The organism is Pseudomonas sp. Z1-29, assembly GCF_051131995.1.
Lineage (GTDB): Bacteria > Pseudomonadota > Gammaproteobacteria > Pseudomonadales > Pseudomonadaceae > Aquipseudomonas.
Genome location: NZ_CP071645.1, coordinates 4,306,677 through 4,332,704 on the forward strand (window position 1 = coordinate 4,306,677; position 26,028 = coordinate 4,332,704).

Here is a 26,028-nt window from a genome sequence, read left to right on the forward strand (position 1 = left end):
AACCGGTTGTTTCAGCAAGAGGCCGGTCAACAGACCGGCCCTCGCGGCGAAAATCAGATATCCAGCAGCAGACGAGCCGGATCTTCAAGCAGGTTCTTGATGGTGACCAGGAACGTCACGGCTTCTTTGCCGTCGATCAGGCGGTGATCGTAGGACAGTGCCAGGTACATCATCGGACGAATCACGACTTGACCATTGATCGCCATCGGACGCTGCAGAATGTTGTGCATGCCGAGGATAGCCGCTTGTGGCGGGTTGACGATCGGGGTCGACATCATCGAACCGAATGTACCACCGTTGGTGATGGTGAACGTACCGCCGGTCATCTCTTCGATGGACAGCTTGCCGTCACGGGCCTTCTTGCCGAAGGTGGCGATGCCGCCTTCGATTTCGGCCAGGCTCATCAGCTCGGCGTTGCGCAGTACCGGAACCACCAGGCCACGGTCGCTGGAGACCGCGACACCGATGTCGGCGTAGCCGTGGTAGACGATGTCGGAACCGTCGATCGACGCGTTGACGGCCGGGAAGCGTTTCAGCGCTTCGGTGGCAGCCTTGACGAAGAACGACATGAAGCCCAGGCGTACGCCATTGTGGGACTTCTCGAACAGATCCTTGTACTTCGAACGCAGGGCCATGACTTCGGTCATGTCGACTTCGTTGAAAGTGGTCAGCATCGCCATGTTCGACTGGGCTTCGACCAGACGCTCGGCAACCTTGGCACGCAGGCGGGTCATCGGAACGCGTTTTTCCACGCGGTCGCCGGCAGTGAACACTGGTGCGGAAGCGGCAGGCGCGGCAGGCTTGGCTGGTGCTGCGGCCGGTGCGGCTTTCTTGGCGGCAACAGCTGCAACCACGTCTTCCTTGGTCACGCGACCACCCTTGCCGGTGCCGGCAACGGAAGCGATGTTGATACCGTTCTCTTCAGCCAGCTTGCGAGCAGCAGGGGCAGCGACTGGATCGTCTTCGCCCGATGCAGCAGGAGCAGCGGCCTGAGCGGCAGCCGGTGCAGCAGCAGCGGCTGGAGCGGCGGCGGCAGCGCCGCCCTCTTCGATCGAGCCCAGGACCTGGTTCGACAGAACGGTAGCGCCCTCTTCGGCAATGATTGCGCCCAGCACGCCGTCGGCTTCGGCCAATACTTCCAGCACGACCTTGTCGGTCTCGATGTCGACGATCAGGTCGTCACGCTTGACGGCCTCGCCTGGTTTCTTGTGCCAGGTGGCAACGGTGCCATCGGCAACCGATTCCGGGAATGACGGGGCTTTGATTTCGATAGCCATTATCTGTGGGTCCTTAAAATTCGGTTTCAGTCAGCACGAAGGCGTTAAACAGTGAAGGCATCTTGCAGCAGTTTTTCCTGCTGCTCGGCGTGCATCGACGCATAACCACACGCAGGGGCGGCAGAAGCGTCACGACCGGCGTACTCCAGGCCCAGGGCCTTGTTATGGTTGCCGATGCTGCGACGCAGGTGATGCTGGCTGCTGTACCACGCGCCCTGGTTCATCGGTTCTTCCTGACACCACACCACGTGGGTGAGGTTGGTGTAAGGCGCGATGGCCTCCATCAGGTCGTCTTCCGGGAACGGGTAGAGCTGCTCGATACGCACGATGGCGATGTCTTCGCGGCCTTCGGCACGACGTTTTTCCAGCAGATCGTAGTAGACCTTGCCGCTGCACAGGATCAGGCGAGTCACCTTTGCCGCGTCCAGGGTATCGATTTCCGAGATAACGGTCTGGAAGGAGCCTTCGGCCAGGTCTTCGAGCGTGGAAATCGCCAGCTTGTGCCGTAACAGCGACTTGGGCGTCAGCACGATCAGCGGCTTGCGCAGCGGACGGATGACTTGACGACGCAGCAGGTGGTAGATCTGCGCCGGGGTCGTCGGTACGCAAACCTGGACGTTGTGCTCGGCGCACAATTGCAGGTAACGCTCCAGACGTGCCGAAGAGTGCTCCGGCCCCTGCCCTTCATAACCGTGTGGCAGCAGCATGGTCAGGCCGCAGAGACGACCCCACTTGTGCTCGCCGCTGGTGATGAACTGGTCGACAACCACCTGGGCACCGTTGGCGAAGTCGCCGAACTGGGCTTCCCAGATCACCAGCGCGTTAGGCTCGGTGGTGGAGTAGCCATATTCGAACGCCAGGACGGCTTCCTCGGACAGCAGCGAATCGTACAGGTCGAAACGTGGCTGGCCTTTGTACAGGTGTTGCAGCGGGATGTAGGTGCTGGCGTCTTTCTGGTTGTGCAGCGCCGCGTGGCGGTGCGAGAAAGTACCGCGGCCTACGTCCTGGCCGGTGATGCGAATCGGGTGACCTTCGAACGCCAGGGTCGCGTACGCCATGGTTTCGGCGTAACCCCAGTTGATCGGCAGGCCGCCGGCTTGCATCTTCTGGCGGTCTTCGTAGATCTTCGCAACCTGGCGCTGGACCACGAAGCCTTCCGGGATTTCCAGCAGCTTGGCCGACAGTTCCTGCAAGGTCTTGAGGTCGAAGCGCGTGTCGTGACGCGCGGTCCAGGCGTGACCCAGGTAAGGACGCCAGTCCACGAACAGTTCCTTGTTCGGTTCCTTGACCAGGCTTTTTACAACGTGCAGGCCGTTATCCAGGGCGTTGCGATATTCATCGACTTTTTCCTGGATACGTGCGGCATCCAGAACACCGCTCTGGGTCAGGCGATCGGCGTACAGCTCGCGGGTGGTGCGCTGCTTGGCGATCTGCTGGTACATCAGTGGCTGGGTACCGCTTGGCTCGTCGGCCTCGTTGTGGCCGCGACGACGGTAGCAGACCAGGTCGATCACCACGTCGCGCTTGTACTGCATGCGGTAGTCGATGGCCAGCTGGGTCACGAACAGCACGGCTTCCGGGTCATCACCATTCACATGGAGAATCGGCGCCTGGATCATTTTCGCGACGTCGGTAGCGTACTCGGTGGAACGCGAGTCCAGCGGGTTGCTGATGGTGAAACCGACCTGGTTGTTGATGACGATGTGAACCGTACCGCCAGTCTTGAAGCCGCGGGTCTGCGACATCTGGAAGGTTTCCATGACCACGCCCTGACCGGCGAATGCCGCGTCACCGTGGATGGAAATCGGCAGGACCTTTTCACCGGTCGGGTCGTTGCGACGATCCTGGCGGGCACGGACCGAACCCTCGACCACCGGGGAAACGATTTCCAGGTGGGACGGGTTGAAGGCCATGGCCAGGTGGACTTCGCCACCGGTGGTCATCACGTTGGACGAGAAGCCCTGGTGGTATTTCACGTCACCGGAACCCAGCTCGACCTTCTTCTTGCCTTCGAACTCGTCGAACAGCTCGCGCGGGTTCTTGCCGAAGGTGTTGACCAGTACGTTCAGGCGACCACGGTGGGCCATGCCGATGACGACTTCCTTGGTACCGTAGGAGCCGGAACGCTGGATCAGCTCGTCGAGCATCGGAATCAGGCTTTCGCCGCCTTCCAGGCCGAAACGCTTGGTGCCCGGGTATTTGGTACCCAGGTATTTCTCCAGACCTTCACCGGCGGTGACGCGCTCGAGCAAGTGGCTCTTGATGTCGGCGGAGTACGTCGGACGGCCACGAACGCTTTCCAGACGCTGCTGGAACCACTGGCGCTGCTCGGAATCGGTGATGTGCGTGAATTCAGCGCCGATGGTGCGGCAATATGTCTGCTGCAACGCTTCGTGAATTTCGCGTAGGCTCGCTTCCTCTTTGCCGATGAACAGGTCGCCGGCACGGAAGGTCGTATCAAGATCGGCATTGGTCAAGCCGTAATGAGTGATCGACAGGTCTGCAGGTGCAGGACGCTGCCACAGCCCCAGCGGGTCCAGCTGGGCTGCCTGGTGGCCGCGCATCCGGTAGGCCTGGATCAGTCGCAGTACTTCAACTTGCTTCTTCTCATGCTCGGAGCTCACGCTGCCGGCAGACACCGGTTGGGCGCGGCGCTGGTTCTTTGCCAGCAGCACGAAATGATCGCGAATCGTCGAGTGCGAAACATCGGTGGCAGAGTTACCGTCAGCCGGCAACTTCTGAAAGTAGGTGCGCCATTCTTCTGGCACAGCGTTAGGGTCGTGCAGGTAGAGCTCGTAGAGCTCTTCCACATAGGCAGCGTTACCACCGGAGAGGTGGGCACTGTTCCACATGCGCTGCATCACGCTTTCTTGCATGCTTGGTCACCCTCGATTAGGGGAACACCACCGGCGAAAACACCGAGCAAACTTGCAGAAGTCCGAGTGCAGCGACTAAAACAAGCCACTTAGGATCACGCTGATAGTCCGGGTACCAGCCCGGATGCCCCTGCTTGTCTCATTTCTTCAAAATAAGAACGGCCGCTTTGTGAGTGGCTGCTCTGGTTATAGCCAGGACGTGGGTTGAAGCCCACGCCCTCGCCTTTACGGGTACAGCGGTTCTACGGGTACAGCAGCTGAATCACACGCCGTTTTGCAGCAGCATGTTACGTACGTGACCGATAGCCTTAGTCGGGTTCAGGCCTTTCGGGCAGACGTTGACGCAGTTCATGATCCCGCGGCAGCGGAATACGCTGAACGGGTCATCCAGTGCGGCCAGACGCTCGGACGTCTTGGTGTCACGGCTGTCTGCCAGGAAGCGATACGCTTGCAGCAGGGCGGCCGGGCCCAGGAATTTGTCCGGGTTCCACCAGAACGATGGGCACGAGGTCGAGCAGCAGGCGCACAGGATGCACTCGTACAGACCGTCGAGCTTTTCACGCTCTTCAGGAGACTGCAGACGCTCGATGGCCGGAGCCGGCGTGTCGTTCTGCAGGAATGGCTTCACCTTCTCGTATTGCTTGTAGAAGATGCTCATATCGACGACCAGGTCACGGATGACCGGCAGACCTGGCAGCGGCCGAACGATCAGCTTGTTGCCCTTGACCACCGCCGACAGCGGCGTGATGCAGGCCAGGCCGTTCTTGCCGTTGATGTTCATGCCGTCGGAGCCGCAAACGCCCTCGCGGCACGAGCGACGATAGGAAAAACCTTCGTCCTGCTCTTTGATCAAGGCCAGCACGTCCAGCACCATCAGGTCTTTACCACCGGTATCGACCTGGAAGTCCTGCATGAACGGCGCGGCGTCCTGATCAGGGTTGTAGCGATACACACTGACTTGCAACATAGCGGTCACCCTTAATAAGTCCGGACTTTAGGTTCGAAAGTCGGAACAGTCTTCGGCGAGAAGTTCACGGCACGCTTGGCGACGCGTTTTTCACCCGGGAAGTACAAGGTGTGGCACAGCCAGTTTTCGTCGTCACGGTCTTCGAAGTCTTCGCGGGCATGGGCACCACGGGACTCTTTACGCACTTCAGCCGCGATGGCGGTGGCTTCGGCCACTTCCAGCAGGTTCTGCAGTTCCAGCGCTTCGATACGGGCAGTGTTGAACGCCTGCGACTTATCGTTGATCTTCACGTTGGCGATTCGTTCACGCAATTGCGCCAGCTGGGCAATACCCTTCTGCATGTATTCGCCGGTACGGAACACACCGAAGTAGTTCTGCATGCAGCTTTGCAGCTCGCGACGCAGGGTGGCGACGTCTTCGCCTTCGGTACGCTCGTTGAGACCGGCCAGACGCTTGAGGGCCACGTCGATGTCGGTGTCGCTGGCGTCGCGGTATTCGATACCGTCGGTCAGCGCTTTTTCCAGGTGCAGACCGGCAGCGCGGCCGAATACCACCAGGTCGAGCAGCGAGTTGCCACCCAGGCGGTTGGCACCGTGCACCGATACGCACGCCACTTCACCCACTGCGAACAGGCCAGGGATGATTTCGTCCACGCCTTCGGCGCTTTGGGTGATTGCCTGGCCATGAATGTTGGTGGCAACGCCGCCCATCATATAGTGGCAGGTTGGAACCACTGGAACCGGCGCAACGACTGGATCGACGTGAGCGAAGGTCTTGGACAGTTCGCAGATACCTGGCAAGCGGCTGTGCAGCACTTCTTCGCCGAGGTGGTCGAGCTTGAGCATCACGTGGTCGCCGTTCGGGCCACAGCCGTTACCGGCAATGATCTCTTTAACCATCGAACGAGCCACGACGTCACGACCGGCAAGGTCCTTGGCGTTCGGAGCATAACGCTCCATGAAACGCTCGCCGTGCTTGTTGATCAGGTAACCACCTTCACCACGGCAGCCTTCGGTGACCAGTACACCAGCGCCGGCGATGCCGGTCGGGTGGAACTGCCACATCTCGATGTCCTGCACCGGCACGCCGGCACGCAGGGCCATGCCGACGCCGTCACCGGTGTTGATCAGGGCGTTGGTGGTGGACGCGTAGATACGGCCCGCACCGCCGGTCGCCAGCACGGTGGCCTTGGCGCGGATGTAGGTGGTTTCGCCAGTTTCGATGCAGATCGCGATCACGCCGACGAAGGCGCCGTCCTGGTTCTTCACCAGGTCGACAGCGTAGTACTCGTTCAGAAACACGGTACCGGCTTTCAGGTTGCCCTGATAAAGGGTGTGCAGCAGTGCGTGACCGGTACGGTCGGACGCAGCGCAAGTGCGTGCAGCCTGGCCGCCCTTGCCGTAGTCCTTGGACTGGCCGCCGAACGGACGCTGGTAGATACGGCCCTGTTCGGTACGCGAGAACGGCATGCCCATGTGGTCCAGCTCGTAAACAGCAGCCGGGCCTTCCTGACACATGTATTCGATAGCGTCCTGGTCACCGATGTAGTCGGAACCCTTGACGGTATCGTACATGTGCCAGCGCCAGTCATCGTTCGGGTCGGCCGAAGCGATGGCGCAAGTGATGCCACCCTGGGCGGAAACAGTGTGCGAACGGGTCGGGAAAACCTTGGTGATCACGGCAGTCTTGTGACCGCCCTGTGCCAGTTGCAGCGCTGCGCGCATGCCGGCACCGCCACCACCAATGATGATGGCGTCGAAAGAAATCGTTGGAATGTTAGCCATGAATCAGATACCCCAGAGAATCTGCACACCCCAGACGAAGTAAGCGAACATCGCAACGCCGCATACCGCCTGGAAGAGGAAACGCACTACAGTCGCAGACTTGCCAAGCGCCATAGGCGTTAGATAGTCGGTCGCGACGGTCCACATCCCAACCCAGGCGTGAGCCCCTAGCGCAACAAGAGTCAGGAGGCTGAAAATACGCATCCAGTTATTTGCAAACAGCGCGTGCCACTGGTCGTAGCCAATGCCAGGATTTGCAATGAGATATCCAATCAGGAAGATGAAATAAGCCGCGAGAACGACCGCAGACACCCGCTGAGCCATCCAGTCGTACAGACCCGAACGCGAGAGGTTCGTGACATTAGTTACCATATCCATACTCCTGCCAAAACGATCAGTACCGCGGATACGGCAATAATTATCTTCGAGCCCAGCTTGCCACCCTCTAGCGTCTCGCCGATGCCCATGTCCATCATCAGATGGCGCACGCCGGCCACCATGTGATAGAGCAACGCCGAAAGCAGGGCCCAAGCTATGAACTTGGCCAAGGGGCTGGTCATGTACGCCTTCACCTCGGCAAACCCTTCGGCGGACTCCAGCGACTTGCTCAATGCATAAAGCATGATCACAAGGCCAAGAAACAGAATGATGCCGGATACACGATGAGTGAACGACGTGACGGCTGTAATGGGGATTTTGATGGTTCTAAGGTCTAGGTTTACAGGTCGTTGGCTTTTCACGGCTTTTTTTCACACTGAAGAGCCCCTAACAATCAGGGCAAAGTTGTTGGGGCGCGCACTGGTCAGGTACTCACCACCCAGGGAGTGACGACCCCCAAGAAAGCAGGCCCAAAAGCCCCTGGCGGTCGGTGGCCGAGTATAGACAGTTAGGCTACTAATGACAACGCGTTCACCTTCCCCTAATAGCGCATTGCACAAGCGCGGCAAAAGGCGTAAACGGCAGGTAATTTCGCGGAAAAAGTCCGCTTAAAGCCTTCTGGAGCAAGACTTTAGGCAAATTGACATTCGGATTTATCTCACTATAGTGGTGCGGGCCCTGCGTGGGGGGTCTGTCTGATGATTCCAAGCATTAATAGGAGGCCACATGGCTGACAAAAAAGCGCAGTTGATCATCGAGGGCGCAGCCCCCGTCGAGCTGCCCATTTTAACCGGCACCGTTGGTCCCGATGTAATCGACGTACGGGGCCTGACGGCCACGGGCCGTTTCACCTTTGACCCAGGTTTCATGTCGACCGCCTCGTGCGAGTCGAAAATCACCTATATCGACGGCGACAACGGCATCCTGCTGCACCGCGGCTACCCGATCGAGCAACTGGCTGAAAAATCGGACTACTTGGAAACCTGCTACCTGCTGCTCAACGGCGAGCTGCCAACCGCAGAGCAAAAGGCCCAGTTCGTCAGTACCGTGAAGAACCACACCATGGTTCATGAACAGTTGAAGACCTTCTTCAACGGTTTCCGTCGCGATGCCCACCCGATGGCCGTCATGTGCGGCGTTGTCGGCGCCCTTTCGGCCTTCTACCACGACTCCCTGGACATCAATAACCCCCAGCATCGCGAAATCTCCGCGATCCGCCTGGTGGCGAAGATGCCGACCCTGGCAGCCATGGTCTACAAGTACTCCATGGGCCAGCCCATGATGTATCCGCGCAACGACCTGACCTATGCAGAGAACTTCCTGCATATGATGTTCAACACCCCGTGCGAGATCAAACCGATCAGCCCGGTGCTCGCCAAGGCCATGGACCGGATCTTCATCCTCCATGCCGACCACGAGCAGAACGCCTCCACGTCCACCGTGCGCCTGGCCGGTTCGTCGGGTGCCAACCCGTTCGCCTGTATCGCCGCCGGTATCGCTGCACTCTGGGGCCCGGCCCACGGCGGTGCCAACGAAGCGGTACTGACCATGCTCGATGAAATCGGCGATGTCTCGAACATCGACAAGTTCATCGCCAAGGCCAAGGACAAGAACGATCCATTCAAGCTGATGGGCTTCGGTCATCGGGTCTACAAGAACCGCGACCCACGCGCCACCGTGATGAAGCAGACCTGCGACGAAGTGCTCAAGGAACTGGGAATCAAGAACGATCCGCAACTCGAACTGGCCATGCGCCTGGAGGAGATCGCCCTGACCGACCCGTACTTCATCGAGCGCTCGCTCTACCCGAACGTCGACTTCTACTCGGGGATCATCCTCAAGGCGATCGGCATTCCAACCAGCATGTTCACCGTGATCTTCGCCCTGGCGCGGACCGTGGGCTGGATCTCCCACTGGAAGGAAATGCTCTCCAGCCCGTACAAGATCGGCCGCCCACGCCAGTTGTACACCGGCTACGAGTCGCGTGACATTACCCGGTTGGAAGACCGCAAGTAACCGCACACAATCGAAGCGCCGATAGCTACAAAAAAACCTGCCCTTTGTGGCAGGTTTTTTATGCGGTCACGATATTAGTTCGTTTCAGTCCAGCAATCGCTACCGCTACGATAAACACGACGAGCTCACGCCATCGACGCGTACTGCGCGGCCAGCTTCTTCTTATCAATTTTGCCAACAGCCGTAAGCGGTAGGGCACTGACCATGATGACCTCATCGGGATATTTGTAGCCTGCGACGCCCTGGACCTCAAGGTAGCGACAAACCTCTTCCCTACTGAGGGTCTGCCCACGAGGCTGGATAAAAAATATAACCCGGTCACCCTCCGCTATGCGCTCCACCCCAACTACGGAACAAGCATCGATTCTGTCCCACGCGAGCAATACTCCTTCGGTATCTGCGGGCGAGTACTTTTCTCCCGCTCGATTGATCTGCTCTTTGACTCTGCCCAGCACTATCACATTGCCACCCTCATCAAGCCGAACCAAGTCTCCAGTCTTATAAAAACCTTCCGAGTCGAACCCCTCACGGTTGGCTTCTGCATTATTGAAATATCCCCGAATCGTGTAGGGGCCTCTGACATACAGCTCTCCCACCCCACCTTGTGGCAAATCCTGACCGTGTTCATCAACAACGCGCAGAAGATCGACGGCGCTCAACGGCCGTCCCTGGGTGCTGATCTTGAGTGACACCGGATCAAAACGACGGTTGAAACAGAGCAGCCCTTCCGCCATCCCATAAATATGCTGGAGCTCACAATTCAAAAAAGACCGTATCTTCTGGGCTGACGCTTCGGAAAACTTCGCCGCACCGACCTGGATCAGTGTGAGGCTGGAGAACGCCTCGACGCCCAACTCCATATACTCAACAAGCAGCTCAGCCAAAGCAGGCACCAGCGCCGTAACGGTGATCCGCTCCTGAGAGACTATTTCAGAAAAAACCAGGATATCGGGGCGCGCCAAGAGGTAAGCAAATCCGCCCATGGCCATGATGCCCAGAACGCCCGGGCAGCCAAGCGCGAAGTTATGAGCCACCGGCACTGCACACAAATAACGAGAAGAAGTGTCAAGCAGGCACTCGGTGGCCATGTGGGTGAAATTGAACACATAATCGGCATGAGTCCTAGGAATCAGCTTTGGTGTATTCGTAGTGCCTCCCGACAACAACAACAAGGCAATATCATCAGGTGCAGGAGGAACAAAGGCATCTTCTTCGTGCTCATCGATCGCCCTTGAAAAGCCGAGATCATCGAAAAAGACAACACTATTTTTATCCAGCCCCTCACCGATCAGCATCGTCGCAATGCTTTCATAGCTGAAGTGATCATGCTCGCGTTGCGCTATATAGAAACGAGCGTCAGCGACCTTATGCACGCCCCTGATCTCATGCGACCGATGCCCCGGCAGTACCAGAACCGGCAAGGCCCCCACACGAATAACAGCGAACAGTACGATAAAAAAATTGACACAGTTAGGTAACTGAACAAGCACCCGATCGTCACGCTGCAAACCACGAGATGAGAGTAAGCGGGCAAATCCTGATGCTTCCTCAAGCAACTGCCGATAAGACAGTTGCCGAAACTCATCCTTCAACGCAACACGTTCGCCAAACTCATCAGCCCAATCAACGAGCGATGAAAATAGATCGGCCTTAGGTAGCACCCCCTTCTTGAAATAATCATCGAATATGATTTCAGGCGTGCTCGACTTCATTCTTGTAGTCCTTTCGTGTATGCCTCACTGAATAAAATCAACTCGGCCTCTGGCAAATTTACCTTAACAACCAAACACCCCGGATTAGCGACCGACGGATATATTTGAACAAATCGAATAGGGTCCGAAAGAGGCAAGTCAATGTGAGACGGGCCACCACCAAAATCAAATTCCTTATAAGGCATGGCCATCAGGTTATTAAATAACAGCCCCGAGCCGTACATACTGTCATAAAGCGGCTTAAGCAAATAACGGCCTTTAGCGCTCCGCTGAGAAAAACACGCAATCTCCTGAATCTCTTCAAGCAATTCGTCACCCTTAACGACGAGATCAAAAGCCCCTTCGCGTATCAACGAGGACAGCATATCCAACTTAATAGTGGCAATGTCTGACGTCGACAGGTGGATAGAAGGGTAACATAATAAATTCCCAACATAGTTTGGTCCCACCGTGGTAAGTTGCCTTGCGTCATACACTGGATAGAGTGACACAGTATCATCAACGTCCAAAGCCAAACCTGCACTGATGTACTTCCATGCGTCCGCTATGATGTAGTCGTAACGCATAAAACCAACGCAGTCGAAGCCGCCTACGATTCGAGCCACTGACGCTTCATTCAAAACGAAAGTGGCCTCCGAAAAGAGGGGAGATTTTTCCGGGCCGGTAGGTGTATCCCATACATCAACAAGCAACGAAGTGACATCTGCCCCCCTTCCCTTGCCGATACGAGCAAAATCCGGTGTATGGCTTTCGGTCTCGAGCCCCATGTACAAACGTGACAGGAGCCGGATGAAATTAAAGAAGGTGGAGCCATCCGACAACGAGTGCCAGACACTCAAACCCAAAACGCTCGCCCCCTCAAATTCAGATAGTTTTATCTGGAACAGGGGGTGCTTGAAGCTTGAGCGTGAAAGCCTATGCCCTGCCCTGAAGTCCTTCCCACAGAGCAGGTCATACCCGTGGTAGTCGTTCTCGTAGAAGCGCGATGGTAACTCAACGTTGAACTGTTGGGTCTCCAGCAACACACCTTCATTTCCACCAGTGACAAACGTTTGAACACCATCCTTGGAATATTTCCTTCCGGAAAAATAGGGATTAATATCAAGCGCAGCCTGAAGACTCGTAACGAAGCGCTCCTTATCCAAGGTGTGCGGATACACAATTATATAATCCGCCCAAGATTCAAGCATTACATCAACACCATTCAATAATAGCGCTGGCACCTCATTTTTCCCTGCAACAATCATCTCGCCTCCCTTGCATCAAAAATATCTACCCGCCTGATGCTTCAGGCTCGCGTAAAGACGACCGATACATTCTGCCCACCAAAGCCGAATGAGTTAGAAATGACACTTTCAATATGAGCATGGTGGTGATTGGCATCAACAATCGTGACACCGTGATCCGCCATGCCACCATCATAGTTTAGCGTTGGTGTTACGACCTGATGCTTCAAACTTAAAACCGACACCACCGCCTCAATCACGCCGGCGGCATGAATGGTATGACCGATCAACGACTTAACTGACGTCACTAATGTTTCTTTTCCCAACAACTCCCCAATAATCTTGGTTTCCATCCGATCATTCTCGGGTGTACTCGTACCGTGCGCATTCACGCAACTGATCGCCGAGGGAGTCAGTCCGGCATCTTCAATCGCTTTGAGCATGCAGTTCTTGATACCGGCCCCTTGCGGATCACCTTTGGTCCGATGAACGTTATCCGTGGTATTTCCGCAGCCGCTGAGATAAGCGTAGATTCTCGCGTTTCGTTTCTTGGCTATATCTTCCCTTTCAAGCACGATACACCCACCCCCTTCACCAATTACAAACCCGTCACGACTTTGACTAAAAGGGCGACATGCCGTACTCGGCGAATCATTACGTGTTGACAACGCCGACAGGTTATTAAACTTAGTAACGGTTTCGTCATAAATCGAGCTGTCCGCGGCTGCAACTAAGACCCTTTTGGCATTCCCGCGGACAATTGCTTCGTAACCCAACTGAATTGCGCTTGCAGAGGATGCGCATGCGGTTGCGATGATTGCCGGATACTGAGCAAGGCCATACGTTTCAAAAAAAAACGCAGACAATTCCTCCTCAGAAGAAAACGTCTCAAAAGCATTGCGTACCGATTGGGGGCTTGCCGTTCGATCCGCGAGACGCTCATGCCAATAATACATGCCATTAGGAAGCGAATAATACATGCGATCAAACGTACCACCGCCGGCATCAATGCAGGCTTCCGCAACAACCTCCTTAATATACGTTTCTATAACTACCCGAGGATTTAATTCTTCTTCGAAGCGATCATCGACTGCCGCGAAAGAAGTTCGTATACTTTTCCCGCATAGCCGCTTTGAATGTTTAAAATTTGACCCACCGCTCACCATCGCCTGCCAATTTTCATTAACCCCCTGACCAACAGACGTACTCACACCCAGCCCCACCACCACAACTTTGCTTTTCATGATCTCATCCGACCTTAATTAAAGAGGCTGTATTTTTAACGTTAGGCCTCAACAAAAAACTACTTAAATTAATCCTAACGCCACACTGGTCCTCTAACGCCTTGACAAATCGAACGGCCAACAGTGAGTTGCCACCTTTTTCAAAAAAATCTGTTTCAAGGCTGGTTACAGGAATACCTAAGAGCTTTGAAAACAACTTCGCAACGACAGCCTCGTTTTCGTTGAATCCAAGCGACGTCGAGTTGATCCGAGCATCAAGCAGCGCCTCAATTGCCCTTCGATCCAGCTTACCGTTGCTCGTCACAGGAATTTTGTTGATTGCATACATCTGTTTGGGCTGCATAAAAGCAGGCAGTTTTCCGATAAAACCGGAAAAGTAGGTCGCGTCCACTTCATCGATTTCGAGCGGCCCCTCCCACGCCCTACCCGTTAACACGACGAGCCCGATTAAAACTTTCTCAACGGAGCTCTCGCCCAGCTGCCTGACGACAGCAACGGCCTCTTTGACCTCCGGAATGCTCTTTAAGCCAGCCTCGACCTCACCCAACTCGACACGATATCCGTTCAACTTTATCTGTGTGTCTCGACGCCCTTTGTAAATAATCTCACCGGCCTCATTGACTTGAGCAATATCCCCGGTTCTATAAACACGTTGCGCCTTCCCGGAGGGGGTTAATATTTCAATATATTTATCATGGCTACCGGCAGCCGAATTAATATACCCCTTTGACAGGCATGCTCCGCCCACACATAGCTCACCGTCCTCCCCCATCGCGCATGGCTGAAGTAACTCATTTAGAATGTACGTCTGCACATTGCCAATCGCTTTGCCAATGGGAACGTGATAAGGCCAGCGATCAAATGGGGCATTATTACTATACGTGGTAACCACATGCGTTTCTGTCGGACCATAATGATTGATCAAGCGGCAGTCCAATCGACTTAACCATTTGATGATTTCTTTGGTCATTAGCAACTGTTCGCCAGCGGTGATCATGTGTATAAAGGCGCCAGGACCTTTCGCCTCCTGACGTTCATACTCTATCGCTAAGGTCTGCAATACAGAGTAAGGGAGAAATGCTCTTTCCAGTTCGTGGACACGAATGAACTCGAACAGCTTCGATGTATCGGCTCTAATATCGTCAGGAGCAATGACCAACTCACCACCGACCGCGAGACATGAAAGTACCTCTTGGCAAGAGACATCAAATCCAGGTGATGCAAATTGCAGCGTACGCAGGGGCCGTCTAAACAAAGCATCATTTTCCAACTGGTCGTCAATCAGATTGGCTATCGACTTGTGCGGCATTTCCACACCCTTGGGCATCCCCGTTGACCCAGACGTGTACAAAACATAGGCAATTCTATCGGGGTCGGCACTCTCTATGCCTCGTGGTCGCTTCTGCCGTTGCAGTGTAGAATCACTTCCCCCCTGCCTTGGTATATTCATGAACAGTGTGCGTACGCCCTCTTGCATCAACGCAGAAGCGTGAACAGGATCGGTGATCACAAAAGCCAGATCACTGTCGTTGATCATATATCGACAACGTTCAAAAGGAAGCGTCACATCAATAGGAACATATACCAAGTCCGCTCTAAATATGGCCAGCATCGCGATGAAGACATCAAACTTATCACCCAGATACACACCTATTCTTCTCTGTTTCTCCGGCGTCATTTCTGTCAAGATTTCCGCAAGTGCGCGGACATCTTGTTCTAGTGTAAAATAATCGTACGAACCTTTATCGCCGGTCAGTGCCGGGGCATACGGAGTCCGCTCAGCCTGAGCGCTTAAATAAAAACTTAAACATTTATCCATAATAACCACGCTCCTCTGCAGCCGGATTAAGTTAACGAACTCACCGACGTTAACTATAAATCAGCGCTCACCTTTATCGATTCTAAAAGCCACTCGTGCCTGTTGCAAAAAATCACGCTAGCGCATTGTCAAGATGATTGACGACCGAGGCAATCAGATGACTATTATCGTGATCCCACGGGTGAAAATCGTCACGATAAAAATCTTCTATGTATTTCATCATACCTTTCAACAACCCGTCGCCAGCATTCAAAAACTCCGTTTTCTCCAACCATTCCTTGATGACTCGAGGTTTCCCACCTTCCATCATGTACATCTGGCAAATTGTGTACGTTAGGTTTTTGCACAGCTGGCCGACGGTAAAATCCATCGTCTGATTAAGCAGGGCTTTATCGCCACATACGTTCATATAAACATCAAAGGCAACTGCTTTATGTTCAATCTCCTCCAACGAATGCCATAACCAAAAGTCTTTCACTGCTCCTTTCGCACGGCCGAGGCAACGCTCATCAGTAATTACCAAGTGCGATGTAACGGCCGTCAGGTGTTCCATGCACACTGTAGTGGCTAACAACGAAACTGGCGAAGCGTGCTCCGAAATATATTCATTGTGTTTTTTATAGGGAGCTTCTAACCGCTCCAGATCGTAGCCTCGATGTTCTGCAATCAAACGATTATAGGCAATATGCTCTTTGGTGTGAGCCGACTCTTGTTTAAAAAAAACACCGACCACCCTCTTCAACTGCGGATCACTTAATTGTTCAAGAAAATACCTGACTGATTTTATGAATAGCTTTTCACCACTGGGCAATGGAATGGAAAGCGCGTTGGCCAAAATTGTTTTAAATTGGTCATCCTGATTCCAGTTCGCACTCAGGTCCCTTTCCAAACAGAACTCGTACCGCCGGGATACCATATCCAGATCAACATCACGAGAACTTTTATTTCTATCCATTTATCCCTCGCATAGCCGCAATCGATATTTGGAGCAGCTGAGACGGCCAGAGTAATTCCTAGTCAAGCCAGCATCAGACTTGCAATAGGTCGAGCGCTATCAATTAGCGCCTGTTGCAGACCGGATAATTTCAGACATGTTTCTTGATATTCTTGTTCTGGGTCCGAGTCGCTGACAATGCCGCATCCCGCAAAGAGCCTACAATTAACGCCTGATACTAGTGCGGATCTGAGCCCTACAATAAAATCTCCATTCCCGTCGGCATCAAGCCAACCAAGAGGAGCAGCGTACCAACCTCGATCCAGTTCTTCGTGCTTGCGAATATAATCAAGCGCCGCCTGGCGTGAATGGCCGGCAACCGCAGGCGTTGGATGCATAGCCGCGACTATATTGAGTAAGCTAACCTCCCCTTTGACTTGAGCACGAATGGCGGTATTGAGATGCTGGACTTTGGGAAGGCAGTGCAAAGTCGGCTCTTGGGAGATTTCCAGCTCGGATACCAACGGCGTCAGCGCCTCACGAATCGCCTCGACGACAAGGGCATGCTCGTGCCGCTCCTTGCTCGACTCAAAAAGCATCTCCCCTAAGCGCCGGTCTATTGCAGCGTCCTCATCCCGGCGAGTGGTTCCCGCCAATGCATGGGTGTGAAGATTTCCGTCGAGGACACAAGCCAGACGCTCAGGCGTTGCTCCAACAAAGCAACTATCACCCCGGCTAAAAGCGAACAGATGCGCTTGGCTATTGCTGCTTAAAGCTCTCACCAAAGCGCCGGGATTGATGGGCTCGTCATGTACCTGCTGGACGGACCGGGCCAGCACGACTTTGGTAAATGCCTGGCACTGTATTTTCTCGACAGCCAGCCTGGCTTTTGACTTCCATTGACCAGCGTTCGCCGGTTCGTACAACGCAAAGTTGGACGATCCGTGCGCCAGTTTCTTTTCGCGCCCGCATAAAAGTTCGATGTGTTTTTTGTAGCTAGCCACCAACAAAGCCACATCCGCACCTGGATCGACATAGCAGTGGCAAAGCAGCCAATCCCGATCTGGCGCATGGACAACCAGCGTTTTGTACAAACTCATGCAGGCGTCGGGGAAGTCCCTCCAACACGGATCCTTGTCACCATCCACATCAAATCGAAATCCGCCAACCAACCTAGGCCCTAAAGGTCCACGGCATACCGAGTGCTCAAGAAGCGAACGCCAGAGTGCCTGCACCTCGGAAAAACGTGTTTCGCCTTGGACGTTGATTTCAACCTCCGTACCCCAGCCAAACATGCAGACCGCCGGGTCTCTAGCCTTCCAAAACGCGTAGGAATCGTGGTAGCCCTGAGCTCTTTCCAACAGCGACAGCGGATCCACCGTTGCGACAACACAAGAAAAAGCCGCGAGCACAGGGCTTGCCGTTTCAAGCGCTTTTTTATGAGCCTCTTCAATACATAGATAAAGCCCTGTGTAATCCACATCGAGAATACTCATTATGCGAGGCCTCGTTGTTGTCGCCAATAACCAACCTGCTCAGCGATATACCAATTGATAATCTGGCTAAACAGACCTTGTACAAAATCACCATCCAACCCCGCCTCTTCTGCCCAGTTCCGACGCTGAGGAAGCATTTCTGCCACACGCGCAGGCGCTGGGATACTAGATTCAGAGGGTTTGAAACGAGACGCGGACCGGACATATAACATACGTTGTCCCATCGCACGGATAATGTGTTCATCTAAGCCGTCAATCGCCCTACGGATATCTGCGAGATTTTCACACTCATCCGGTTGTTTGGCGGTAAGTTCTCTAAATATTTTATCGACCGTCATCATCATGAGCGCCTCATCGCATTACTACAAAGCAGGAAGAAATACACAAAACAGATAGGATTTAGCATAAATGCCATAGTACTCAGACACTACCGACCTTGAAATGCCGCACTTCCGTCGTAAAACCCCTGGCACCATTGGCGAAACTTGGCAATCGGACCATCAACGCGACTTAATGGAGGGCGTTCTATATACTTTTTGTTCTCCCAAATATCGAAATCCTTGGCCAACTCACCAGCTAATCGAGGGATAAGGTATTTAATCAGCATCGCATCTTTACGAGGGTCGCCCGTGTGTTTAACGGAAACGCTCATGCGGATTACAACGTTCTCATTGTCTATCGGGGAAACGTAGAGAAAACTCCTAAACCTTATCTTCCCACCATCCACATTGACTTCAACTTTATGCAACCCCAACCCATCCAATACGACGTTGGCGTGCGCCACCGAAGACTTCCCACCGATATCACTGGAGCTAATTGATGTCCAACTAGCACGTGGCCAAGTGAATGAGAGCTCTCTTAACTCGCCAATGGATTCCGCATTATGTACCGTTGTAAAGTGAGCAACATCCACTCCATTTTCCGCCACCTCTTGGACGTGCGTCTTCAATGACCAGACACTTCCCTTATCCAGTCGCGGCGAGGTCCATCCAAAGGAATCCACTGGGTCCACATTCCAACCAGGCTCACTTTGCGTGCCGCCGTACCAGACTTGGAGCATGCCTGCGTGAATAATCGAGTGCCACCGTTTCAAGCCAACTTTCATGGTACCGTCATAGAATGGAATACGGCTACACTGCCCACCGCTACCAAACTCCCAGCCATGAAACGGGCACCGGATATTTTCACCGATGACCACCCCACCAAACCCCAAGTGTGCGCCTAGATGAGGGCAATGGGCATCATATACCGCAACTTCCCCTGAAGCAGTCCTAACGACAACAATGTCTTTGCCGCAGAGCCGCACACTTCGGATAGTTTCATTATCAATATCGTCAGCCCATGCTACGGCATACCAGCCGCAGGGATACGAGCCAAATGGAAACCGATTAGTCACCGGGTGAATTTGATTTTGCGAGTCCATGAAAAACCCCGTTAATGCATTCCGAATGCTGTCCGACTATAAAACATCCACGAGAAATGCTTCGAAATGTGCTCTTCCTACCTGGGTTATCAGTAGTATTCGCTTGCGGCGTTGCAACTGCAGCATTGGCTTAAAATGCAACAATGAAAACAGGACTTGAGTGGGCAATGTCGATTCAAATAGACTGCCGAAATAATCGGCGATATTGACGCCTACAATCCCAACGCCTTCAGGGAACCAATATGCAGGAGGACTGATGCCGGGATGAAAACTTGCCGAAACGGCCGACACTTCATTCTCGATAATAATCTCGGCTAAGTTCTTCAGATCAAAGCGCTCAAGTCGTGAAATACCGGCTATCGCGTCGGTCGGTACCGATCCGAGTACCATACAAGTCGCTGCGCTGCCGAATACGATGGGCGTTGATCCACAATGGTTTATTGAGGCAACGTACTCATCGTGAATTTCCTGATCACCGTTGAACACGCCCCCTACGATAGAATGGTGCGCCTGCCCACTCGAGAGTTTCTCGATAGCATGCGTCACCGCTTGTACCGAAGCAGACGCTTCTCCGACGAACGTTACGCTCTCGCCTTTAGCACCAAACACTATCGAAATGTTAGCTGAATACAAATTCGGTAGTTCAGCAAGGAAATGGGTAGGCCGTAAACGGCTCAACTCGGCGTTGATGTCGAGCGTACCGATTTTAGCCGCTTGTATAATAGCGGCATCGACATCCTTATTTCGTTCACCGATTTTCGAAGCCATAAAAATGTCATAGCTTGTAAGATCGCTGCCCAGCAAGCGTGCGTCCTCCAATGCCAAGCCTGCGGCACAGACCAACATTTTTTGTCCCAAACCCATAGAGTTGATATCACGCTGTTTAGTAATATATCTACTCACCGGGAATTCAGACGCGCTGACTTTGCTCGTGCCGATAAGGAGCGGCGAAAAAGCCATCCATGGATCGCGGGCCTGTAAACATCCCAAGTTGGAGACTCCGCCGACACCCAGAATAAAGGCGCTGTTATTCATCACTCACCCCTCGCCGACTTTACCGAACTGACAACACTTTCCTTGAGAACGTCATTAGGAAAATCCATTAGTTTCAACATGAGCTCGGCGTTGGCCACCATCAACGGCGCGCTAATACTGGCTTTGAAAACCAAATAACCGTCTCCTTGATGAGTTAACTGCGACTTCACGTCAAGCACCTCACCTGGCGAGACAAACCGCTTAAACTTCGCGCTTTTGATATTTACCAGGTAAGGCATCCGCTCAAAACCCGATGACAACATATAAAGATAACCACTCGCTTGAGCCATCATCTCCACCAGCAACACGCCTGGAACGATTGGGTTACCTGGAAAATGCCCCTCAAAGAGAGGGGCCTGTGTTGGCACCGTGCTGCGACAGGTAATACGTTCCCATTCAGAAACGTCCACAACCTTATCGACCAACGCGTTAACTTCGAAATTCATGCCTCAACCAATTTCGGCACTATTAGTGCGTAAACTGCATCCACGAAATCGCACATCTTGGATTCATTTTTTTTACCGTCAGGCACATCCGCCGACCATTGCTCAAGTGGAAACTGAATTTTATAGGTATCTTCGATCTCAAAAACGATATCGAGGAAGTCAACACTGTCAACGCCTAGCTCTTGGGTCAGACTGACGTCGGGATCGATACCGGTAATACCCAGATCCGCCGCATCGCAGTACTGCAAAATGATTCGTTCAATATTGCTGTACAGCGCCTCTTTGGTCACATCAGCTTCCATTTTGCCATCTCCATTATTTATTAATGTTTATTTACGAAACAATAAAACTCTTAACTTCTTCCATTATCGTTTCACTCCTAAAAAACCCAGAGTGTCCTTGCCCATTCGTCGCTCGAAACAAGGCGCCGCCCCAACGTTCCGCAAGTTGCTCGCCACCTTGTTCGAATTCAATTACCGGATCATCGCGATCGTGATAGATCAGCGCATCTAGCGTCAGGAATTGGCATAGGTTGATCGTCGAATACTCCTCCCTCCATGAACTGCCGAATGACGATGATATTTCTTGCTCCAGGTCATCCATGCAAACACCCCGGTCAGCCTGAAGCGCGAGGAACCGCTTGAAGACATATTCCTGAGTCGCAGCGGGGGACAAGCAGACCACACGTTGGACGTGTAATCCGTTCCTCATCGCCCACAGTGCCCAGCTGCACGCCATGGAATGCGCGACAACCGCATAGATTTCGCCGTATTTTTTTTGCAGGGCGAGGAGGCTGAACCCGATATTGTTGGACGGGATAAAACGACCCTGCGCATCGTGGGATGGTATATCTACCGCAATAACGCCATGACCCACTTCAGTCAACTTGGAAATCAGCTTTCCAAACTGAGCCGAATTGCCATTGGAACCGTGGAGGCATAACACAGTACGTTCGCCGGGCCAGCGATACAGCCTCACTTCGAGGTCCCCCACTAAAAGCCGGTCCTGCTCGGCTTTTTCAAATAGAGATTTATATGCCTTGGGGATTTTTGGAGCGGTGACGACCGCAATCGGACTGTGCATACTTTCCTACTCAAGCTGTGCTTCAAGCTGCAACTCGCTTGTAATGAAAGCGCTTTGCCTATTGATAGTATTCAATGCGTAAAAATTTTTGACTTCCATCTTCACACCAAATTTCTTCATACACTTTACGAAAAGACTCATGACCTTTAATGAACTGCCACCGACACTTAGAAAATCTGAGTCTTCATCGAAGCTCTGCGAGGGGAGCAACTCTCTCCATAGGTGATGTAACTCCTCTTTGACTTGAGCCGTGTTCATATCTGTAATTCTCATGGTAATTAGTCCAAAGCAAAACTCGTCTAACACGACGGCCGGCAATCAAGCGAATAGATTTTCCACATATCTTAGCCGCTGGTTTAATAAGAGCCAGCGAGAATACTCCGTGCCCCGGGATACTCAGCCGATACCAAAACCTTCATCATGCTGTTCCGCCAGCCTGGGGTTGGTATTTATGAGTTCATTTAGATTTGCTTGGCTAAGTAGAGTTTACGACTCACAGTCTTTCGAACAGGTGGCACTCGCCCGCGCTTGGATTATTAAGGCACGATCAGTTTTGCAATTGAATCGACCACTCGGAGAGGCAACGGTTCGTTGTGCCTGGCGGCGATAGGATGAAAATTTTTTAAACGATACCGCACACCCGCCATTTCCGAGCGAGTAGTTAGGTAGAGGATTATTGCGAATTTTGCATCCATTCATCGAAGCATGTCCTTATCATTCCTTGATAGAGCTTACTGCCTGAATCATCAGCATCAATCAAACCAAAAGCCTGACCTTGACAGTGTCCATTGCTGCAACGTGCCATCGAGCAGCAAAGGCTTGAGTTGCTATCTAGCCTAATCATCCAGAGATCGACTTTGCAACAAAAATTTATGGTTTCGTATTCTCCTAATGTCCCTGTTCCCTACAGCGCGGGGGCGAAAGAGCGAATTTATCCTAACGCTCCTTCGTTTTTTGTACGATCGTGCTTGAATCATACATAACCAGGAAATAGCCGTTTAAAATCAGCAGGTTATGTGTTTTTCACAAGAGCCACGACCGCTGAAATTTCCGATCCTGGGAACTCACTGTTTTTCTTGGTTTGTTTTAGGAAGGGGTGAATTTTTTCCAGCTAGAGTGTTGCGTCAAATGTCAATTTACGTCTACTCTCTGCCGCGGCCGATATGGATCACGGCCATTTTTCAGGCTTCTTTTGCATCTAAATCCGGCTGTAAGCAGAGCATCAATTATGGAGAATTGAGATGGCTGTTGATTTTTCCTGGAGTAAAATTTCCCAGTATTTCCATCCTGTTCTTGATGAAAAGAAATTGCGTAATTCACCCGTTCAGGTCGAAATTGGTGATTTCAAGATTGTGCTTTTCAGGGGGGCGGAAAACGAAATCGTAGCCATGCCTGATCGGTGCCCTCATCGATTTACTCCCCTGTCAATGGGAACTGTTTTACCCAACGGTTCGATAGAATGTCCTTACCACGGCTGGACCTTCGATAAAGACGGCAAAGGCGCCATTCCTTCCTCTCCAAAAGTAAAAACATGCACGATTCCTGTATTAAAGACGGTGCAACGCCATGGCGTCATTTGGGTAGGAGGACAGGAAGCCTCTCCTCCTCCTGAGTTTGAAGATCCTGATTACGTATTTTTGGGACAGTTCCCCGTTGTCTTCAAGTGTCCCTTACACGTTGCCCTGGATAATTTCTCTGAAGATGAGCATTTTCCGTATGTACATCAAACGTTCGGTTGGGACCGGGAAGGCGCAAAGCACGTCGAATACGAATTTGAACAGTTCGATGACAGCACCAATAACTATTACCGAGGTCCCATTCGAAAATTTCCGCTAATGTTCCTTACCGGTGTTCAGCCAGGGGATATCTCCCACAACCGGTTTATTACGTTTTTTAATCCAGTTCGCAGTACCTACGAGTCCTGGGTCACGCGTCGGGAAACCGCCGCATCTATTGGCGGGCGGATCAAAACCACCATATTCTTTGTTCCAAACAGTGCGCAGCGCACTACCCTCTACAGCTTCGTCTTTGGAAAAGCGGAGGATAAGAAATCTGCTTTCCTTCAAAAGAACCTTAAACGCTTTGTCTTGAAATTCATAAAAAAAGAATTTGAAGCAGACGGTAAATTCTCCGAGCGTCTTGCTCATCTTCCCTATGCACTGAACGGCACCAGGCTAGGAAAATATGACAAGCCTCTGGTTGTGCACAGAAAAATGCTTGAACGTATTTATTTAGGCGATCGCTAGTAACCCGGGCTCATCGAGACTGCCCTTCCTCATTAAAAATTGGCGCGAACGTTATGTGCGGTATTTTCTCATCCCTTGGTTTTGACATCGATACTCATTATGTGGAGCGTGCGCTAGACGCTTTGCACCACAGGGGTCCTGATGGACGTAGCTCCTACTTTGATCATGAGGAAAAACTCGTTCTGGGTCATACCCGACTGTCCATTATCGATCTTGATAATGGTGGTCAGCCACTGTTCAGCAAAGACGGCAACAAGGTCCTTGTTTGTAATGGCGAGATCTATGATCACGACCGGTTAAGAGCCGAGTTGATCGAAGAGGGTTATTCATTTTCCTCATGTTCGGATTCTGAAGTCATTCTTCATCTTTATGAACGTGATGGGATCGATTTTACCAGCTCCCTGCGGGGCGAATTTGCGTTCATACTATTTGACCGAACTCAACGAAAACTGCATATCTGCCGAGACCGTTTTGGTATTAAGCCGTTGTACTATCATCTGGATCAAACCTGTGGCCTGAAGATAGCCTTCGCCTCGGAAGCCAAGGCCCTTTTCGCGGCTGGCATTCTTGCTCCAAAGCTAGATGTCGTTGCTATTCGCGACATGCTCAGCTTTGTGCCAATGGACAGTATTTTTGAAAATATCAATGTGGTGAAGCCTGCTACGTTGATCACCATCGACCTTGAGCGCTCAAGTCTCGAAAGCCATGTGTACTGGGAACCAGACCTGCTACCTGATGCCTTTGATGCCAAACGGCACGATGAAGCTCAGGTATTGGCAGAACTGAAGCAAAGACTTGAGGAATCCATCTCACTAAGGCTTCGAGCGGACGTGCCCGTGGGCATTTATCTCAGCGGTGGCCTGGATTCGGCGGCGGTCGCTGCGATCGCCGCGAAAATCCTGCCGTCGCCACCCGAAGTTTTTTCCATTTCCTTCAATGAAGATGAGGACTATGACGAAGCAGCCATTGCAATGCGCATGGCCGCGAAAATTGGCGCCAACTTCCATAAAATTCAATGCAGCGAAGACGACCTGCTGGGTAACCTTGAGGATTGCCTCTGGTTCAGTGAAACCCCGGCAGTCAATTACAACGGCGTCGGCAAATACCTGTTATCCAAACTAGCAGCCCAGCATGTCACCTGCGTCCTGACGGGGGAGGGCTCAGACGAACTGTTTCTAGGCTATGCCTACTTCAAGGACCGCAACGAGGGGTTATCGAGTCACGCCTATCGGCGCGCGCCGAAGAAGCCCACAAGAGCGCAAAACCGCTCGGAACAACGGATCAATCGAACCTTCGGGTTCGTTCCTCAGGTCGAGATGATTGATCTTTTTTCTACCAGTACTCAGGCGTTTCTGCACAATCTCTTCGCCAAGTGCAAGCGGCCGATATTGCGCACTACATCGCCGATAAGCCGTTTAACACAACGTATCGACAAAGCGCAGACCGACCCGCTTGAACCGGTCAATAAGATGCAGATGTTCAGCATCAAGGGTTTGCTGTCCCCCTTCATTCTGTCCAATCTTGGGGATCGCCAGGAAATGGCTCACTCCCTTGAAGGTCGAACTCCTTTTTTGGATCATCATTTGTTCGACTGGGCGTGCAAGCTGCCGAACACGCTGAAGATCAAAGACGGTGTAGAAAAATACATTCTTCGTGAGCTGGTCAAAAATGACATTACGGATGAAGTCTATGCTCGCAAGAAGTGGCCCTACATCACGCCTCCCATTTGGGTCGACGCCGGAAGGTCAGAAAAAATGGCCAAGCTGGTCGACACCTATCTAACGCCTCAAGCGATCAAGACCAGCGGGATATTTTCAGCATTTTCCATTCGACTGATGCTCAAGCTGGTGAAAACGCGCGTGGTGCCACGACACCTTCGAGAGAGGCTCAACAACATCCTGCTTTATGTTCTGACCGTACAGATCCTTGACAACCAGTACGTTCAGAATCTCGATACGTGGTTGGAGTCAAGTAAAGCGACCAGGTCTCGTAAAGCGCAAAATGACGTCCCTGTATCGCGCCATCGAGCGCCTCCGATGATGATTCCATAAGCCCATCCGTGCGGA

22 protein-coding genes are annotated in these 26,028 nt (G+C 52.6%); 3 read left to right on the forward strand and 19 right to left on the reverse strand.

The annotated features are described in order from the left end of the window. Positions 1 to 53 precede the first annotated feature (53 nt). The 6 genes from odhB to sdhC form a co-directional block, all read right to left on the reverse strand. On the reverse strand, positions 54 to 1,277 hold the full coding sequence (gene odhB, locus J3P84_RS19505; RefSeq protein WP_434625238.1) for a 2-oxoglutarate dehydrogenase complex dihydrolipoyllysine-residue succinyltransferase: 1,224 nt from the start codon (positions 1,275 to 1,277) through the stop codon (positions 54 to 56). A 44-nt stretch (positions 1,278 to 1,321) separates the two neighbouring features. Further along, complete coding sequence (locus J3P84_RS19510; protein ID WP_434625240.1) at positions 1,322 to 4,153, reverse strand: 2-oxoglutarate dehydrogenase E1 component; 2,832 nt, start codon at positions 4,151 to 4,153, stop codon at positions 1,322 to 1,324. A gap of 262 nt (positions 4,154 to 4,415) precedes the next feature. Further along, complete coding sequence (locus J3P84_RS19515; protein WP_039594133.1) at positions 4,416 to 5,120, reverse strand: succinate dehydrogenase iron-sulfur subunit; 705 nt, start codon at positions 5,118 to 5,120, stop codon at positions 4,416 to 4,418. A gap of 11 nt (positions 5,121 to 5,131) precedes the next feature. Beyond that, complete coding sequence (gene sdhA / locus J3P84_RS19520; protein ID WP_434625242.1) at positions 5,132 to 6,904, reverse strand: succinate dehydrogenase flavoprotein subunit; 1,773 nt, start codon at positions 6,902 to 6,904, stop codon at positions 5,132 to 5,134. A gap of 3 nt (positions 6,905 to 6,907) precedes the next feature. Next, positions 6,908 to 7,276 (reverse strand): succinate dehydrogenase, hydrophobic membrane anchor protein, encoded by a 369-nt coding sequence (sdhD, locus tag J3P84_RS19525; protein WP_053182233.1) that lies wholly within the window; start codon positions 7,274 to 7,276, stop codon positions 6,908 to 6,910. Beyond that, positions 7,270 to 7,644, reverse strand: a complete 375-nt coding sequence (sdhC, locus tag J3P84_RS19530) for a succinate dehydrogenase, cytochrome b556 subunit (RefSeq protein WP_053182236.1) — start codon at positions 7,642 to 7,644, stop codon at positions 7,270 to 7,272. The genes sdhD and sdhC overlap by 7 nt, the downstream gene beginning before the upstream one ends. Positions 7,645 to 8,008: 364 nt before the next feature. On the opposite strand from sdhC, the gene gltA reads away from it, so the two are divergent. Next, a complete protein-coding gene (gltA, locus tag J3P84_RS19535) occupies positions 8,009 to 9,298 on the forward strand; it encodes a citrate synthase (protein WP_092400176.1) in 1,290 nt (429 codons plus the stop codon). 125 nt (positions 9,299 to 9,423) lie between these two features. Here the strand turns inward: gltA and J3P84_RS19540 are convergent, their stop codons facing one another. The 13 genes from J3P84_RS19540 to J3P84_RS19600 all read right to left on the reverse strand — a co-directional run bounded on the left by J3P84_RS19540 (position 9,424) and on the right by J3P84_RS19600 (position 21,989). Continuing rightward, a complete protein-coding gene (locus tag J3P84_RS19540) occupies positions 9,424 to 11,010 on the reverse strand; it encodes a (2,3-dihydroxybenzoyl)adenylate synthase (RefSeq protein ID WP_434625245.1) in 1,587 nt (528 codons plus the stop codon). Then, a complete protein-coding gene (locus J3P84_RS19545; protein WP_434625247.1) occupies positions 11,007 to 12,257 on the reverse strand; it encodes a hypothetical protein in 1,251 nt (416 codons plus the stop codon). Before J3P84_RS19545 ends, J3P84_RS19540 begins: the two co-directional genes overlap by 4 nt. A 41-nt stretch (positions 12,258 to 12,298) precedes the next feature. Continuing rightward, positions 12,299 to 13,480 (reverse strand): beta-ketoacyl synthase N-terminal-like domain-containing protein, encoded by a 1,182-nt coding sequence (locus J3P84_RS19550; RefSeq protein ID WP_434625249.1) that lies wholly within the window; start codon positions 13,478 to 13,480, stop codon positions 12,299 to 12,301. A gap of 4 nt (positions 13,481 to 13,484) precedes the next feature. Continuing rightward, entirely contained in the window at positions 13,485 to 15,299 is a 1,815-nt protein-coding gene (locus tag J3P84_RS19555; protein WP_434625251.1) for a non-ribosomal peptide synthetase, read from the reverse strand. A gap of 112 nt (positions 15,300 to 15,411) precedes the next feature. Beyond that, positions 15,412 to 16,254: a metal-dependent hydrolase gene (locus tag J3P84_RS19560; protein ID WP_434625253.1), complete on the reverse strand. Its 843-nt coding sequence runs from the start codon at positions 16,252 to 16,254 to the stop codon at positions 15,412 to 15,414. A 62-nt stretch (positions 16,255 to 16,316) separates the two neighbouring features. Further along, on the reverse strand, positions 16,317 to 17,729 hold the full coding sequence (locus J3P84_RS19565) for an isochorismate synthase (protein WP_434625255.1): 1,413 nt from the start codon (positions 17,727 to 17,729) through the stop codon (positions 16,317 to 16,319). After that, positions 17,729 to 18,073, reverse strand: a complete 345-nt coding sequence (locus J3P84_RS19570) for an isochorismate lyase (RefSeq protein ID WP_434625257.1) — start codon at positions 18,071 to 18,073, stop codon at positions 17,729 to 17,731. The genes J3P84_RS19565 and J3P84_RS19570 overlap by 1 nt, the downstream gene beginning before the upstream one ends. A gap of 83 nt (positions 18,074 to 18,156) precedes the next feature. Continuing rightward, entirely contained in the window at positions 18,157 to 19,152 is a 996-nt protein-coding gene (locus J3P84_RS19575; protein WP_434625259.1) for a Rieske 2Fe-2S domain-containing protein, read from the reverse strand. Between the two features lie 36 nt (positions 19,153 to 19,188). Further along, positions 19,189 to 20,187, reverse strand: coding sequence for a beta-ketoacyl synthase N-terminal-like domain-containing protein (locus tag J3P84_RS19580; RefSeq protein WP_434625261.1), 999 nt, complete (start codon positions 20,185 to 20,187; stop codon positions 19,189 to 19,191). After that, the gene (locus J3P84_RS19585; RefSeq protein WP_434625263.1) at positions 20,187 to 20,633 is read right to left on the reverse strand and encodes a 3-hydroxyacyl-ACP dehydratase FabZ family protein; all 447 of its coding nucleotides are present in this window, start codon (positions 20,631 to 20,633) and stop codon (positions 20,187 to 20,189) included. Before J3P84_RS19585 ends, J3P84_RS19580 begins: the two co-directional genes overlap by 1 nt. Continuing rightward, positions 20,630 to 20,935 (reverse strand): phosphopantetheine-binding protein, encoded by a 306-nt coding sequence (locus J3P84_RS19590; protein ID WP_434625265.1) that lies wholly within the window; start codon positions 20,933 to 20,935, stop codon positions 20,630 to 20,632. The genes J3P84_RS19585 and J3P84_RS19590 overlap by 4 nt, the downstream gene beginning before the upstream one ends. A gap of 31 nt (positions 20,936 to 20,966) precedes the next feature. Further along, positions 20,967 to 21,716: an alpha/beta fold hydrolase gene (locus J3P84_RS19595; RefSeq protein WP_434625267.1), complete on the reverse strand. Its 750-nt coding sequence runs from the start codon at positions 21,714 to 21,716 to the stop codon at positions 20,967 to 20,969. 6 nt (positions 21,717 to 21,722) lie between these two features. Beyond that, a complete protein-coding gene (locus J3P84_RS19600) occupies positions 21,723 to 21,989 on the reverse strand; it encodes an acyl carrier protein (protein WP_434625269.1) in 267 nt (88 codons plus the stop codon). Between the two features lie 968 nt (positions 21,990 to 22,957). Between J3P84_RS19600 and J3P84_RS19605 the strand changes: the two genes are divergently transcribed. Both J3P84_RS19605 and asnB read left to right on the forward strand, forming a co-directional pair. After that, positions 22,958 to 23,962 carry a Rieske 2Fe-2S domain-containing protein gene (locus tag J3P84_RS19605; protein ID WP_434625271.1) on the forward strand — a complete coding sequence of 335 codons (1,005 nt, stop codon included), beginning with the start codon at positions 22,958 to 22,960 and terminating at the stop codon, positions 23,960 to 23,962. A gap of 53 nt (positions 23,963 to 24,015) precedes the next feature. Next, a complete protein-coding gene (asnB, locus tag J3P84_RS19610) occupies positions 24,016 to 26,013 on the forward strand; it encodes an asparagine synthase (glutamine-hydrolyzing) (protein ID WP_434625273.1) in 1,998 nt (665 codons plus the stop codon). The last annotated feature ends 15 nt before the right edge of the window (positions 26,014 to 26,028 follow it).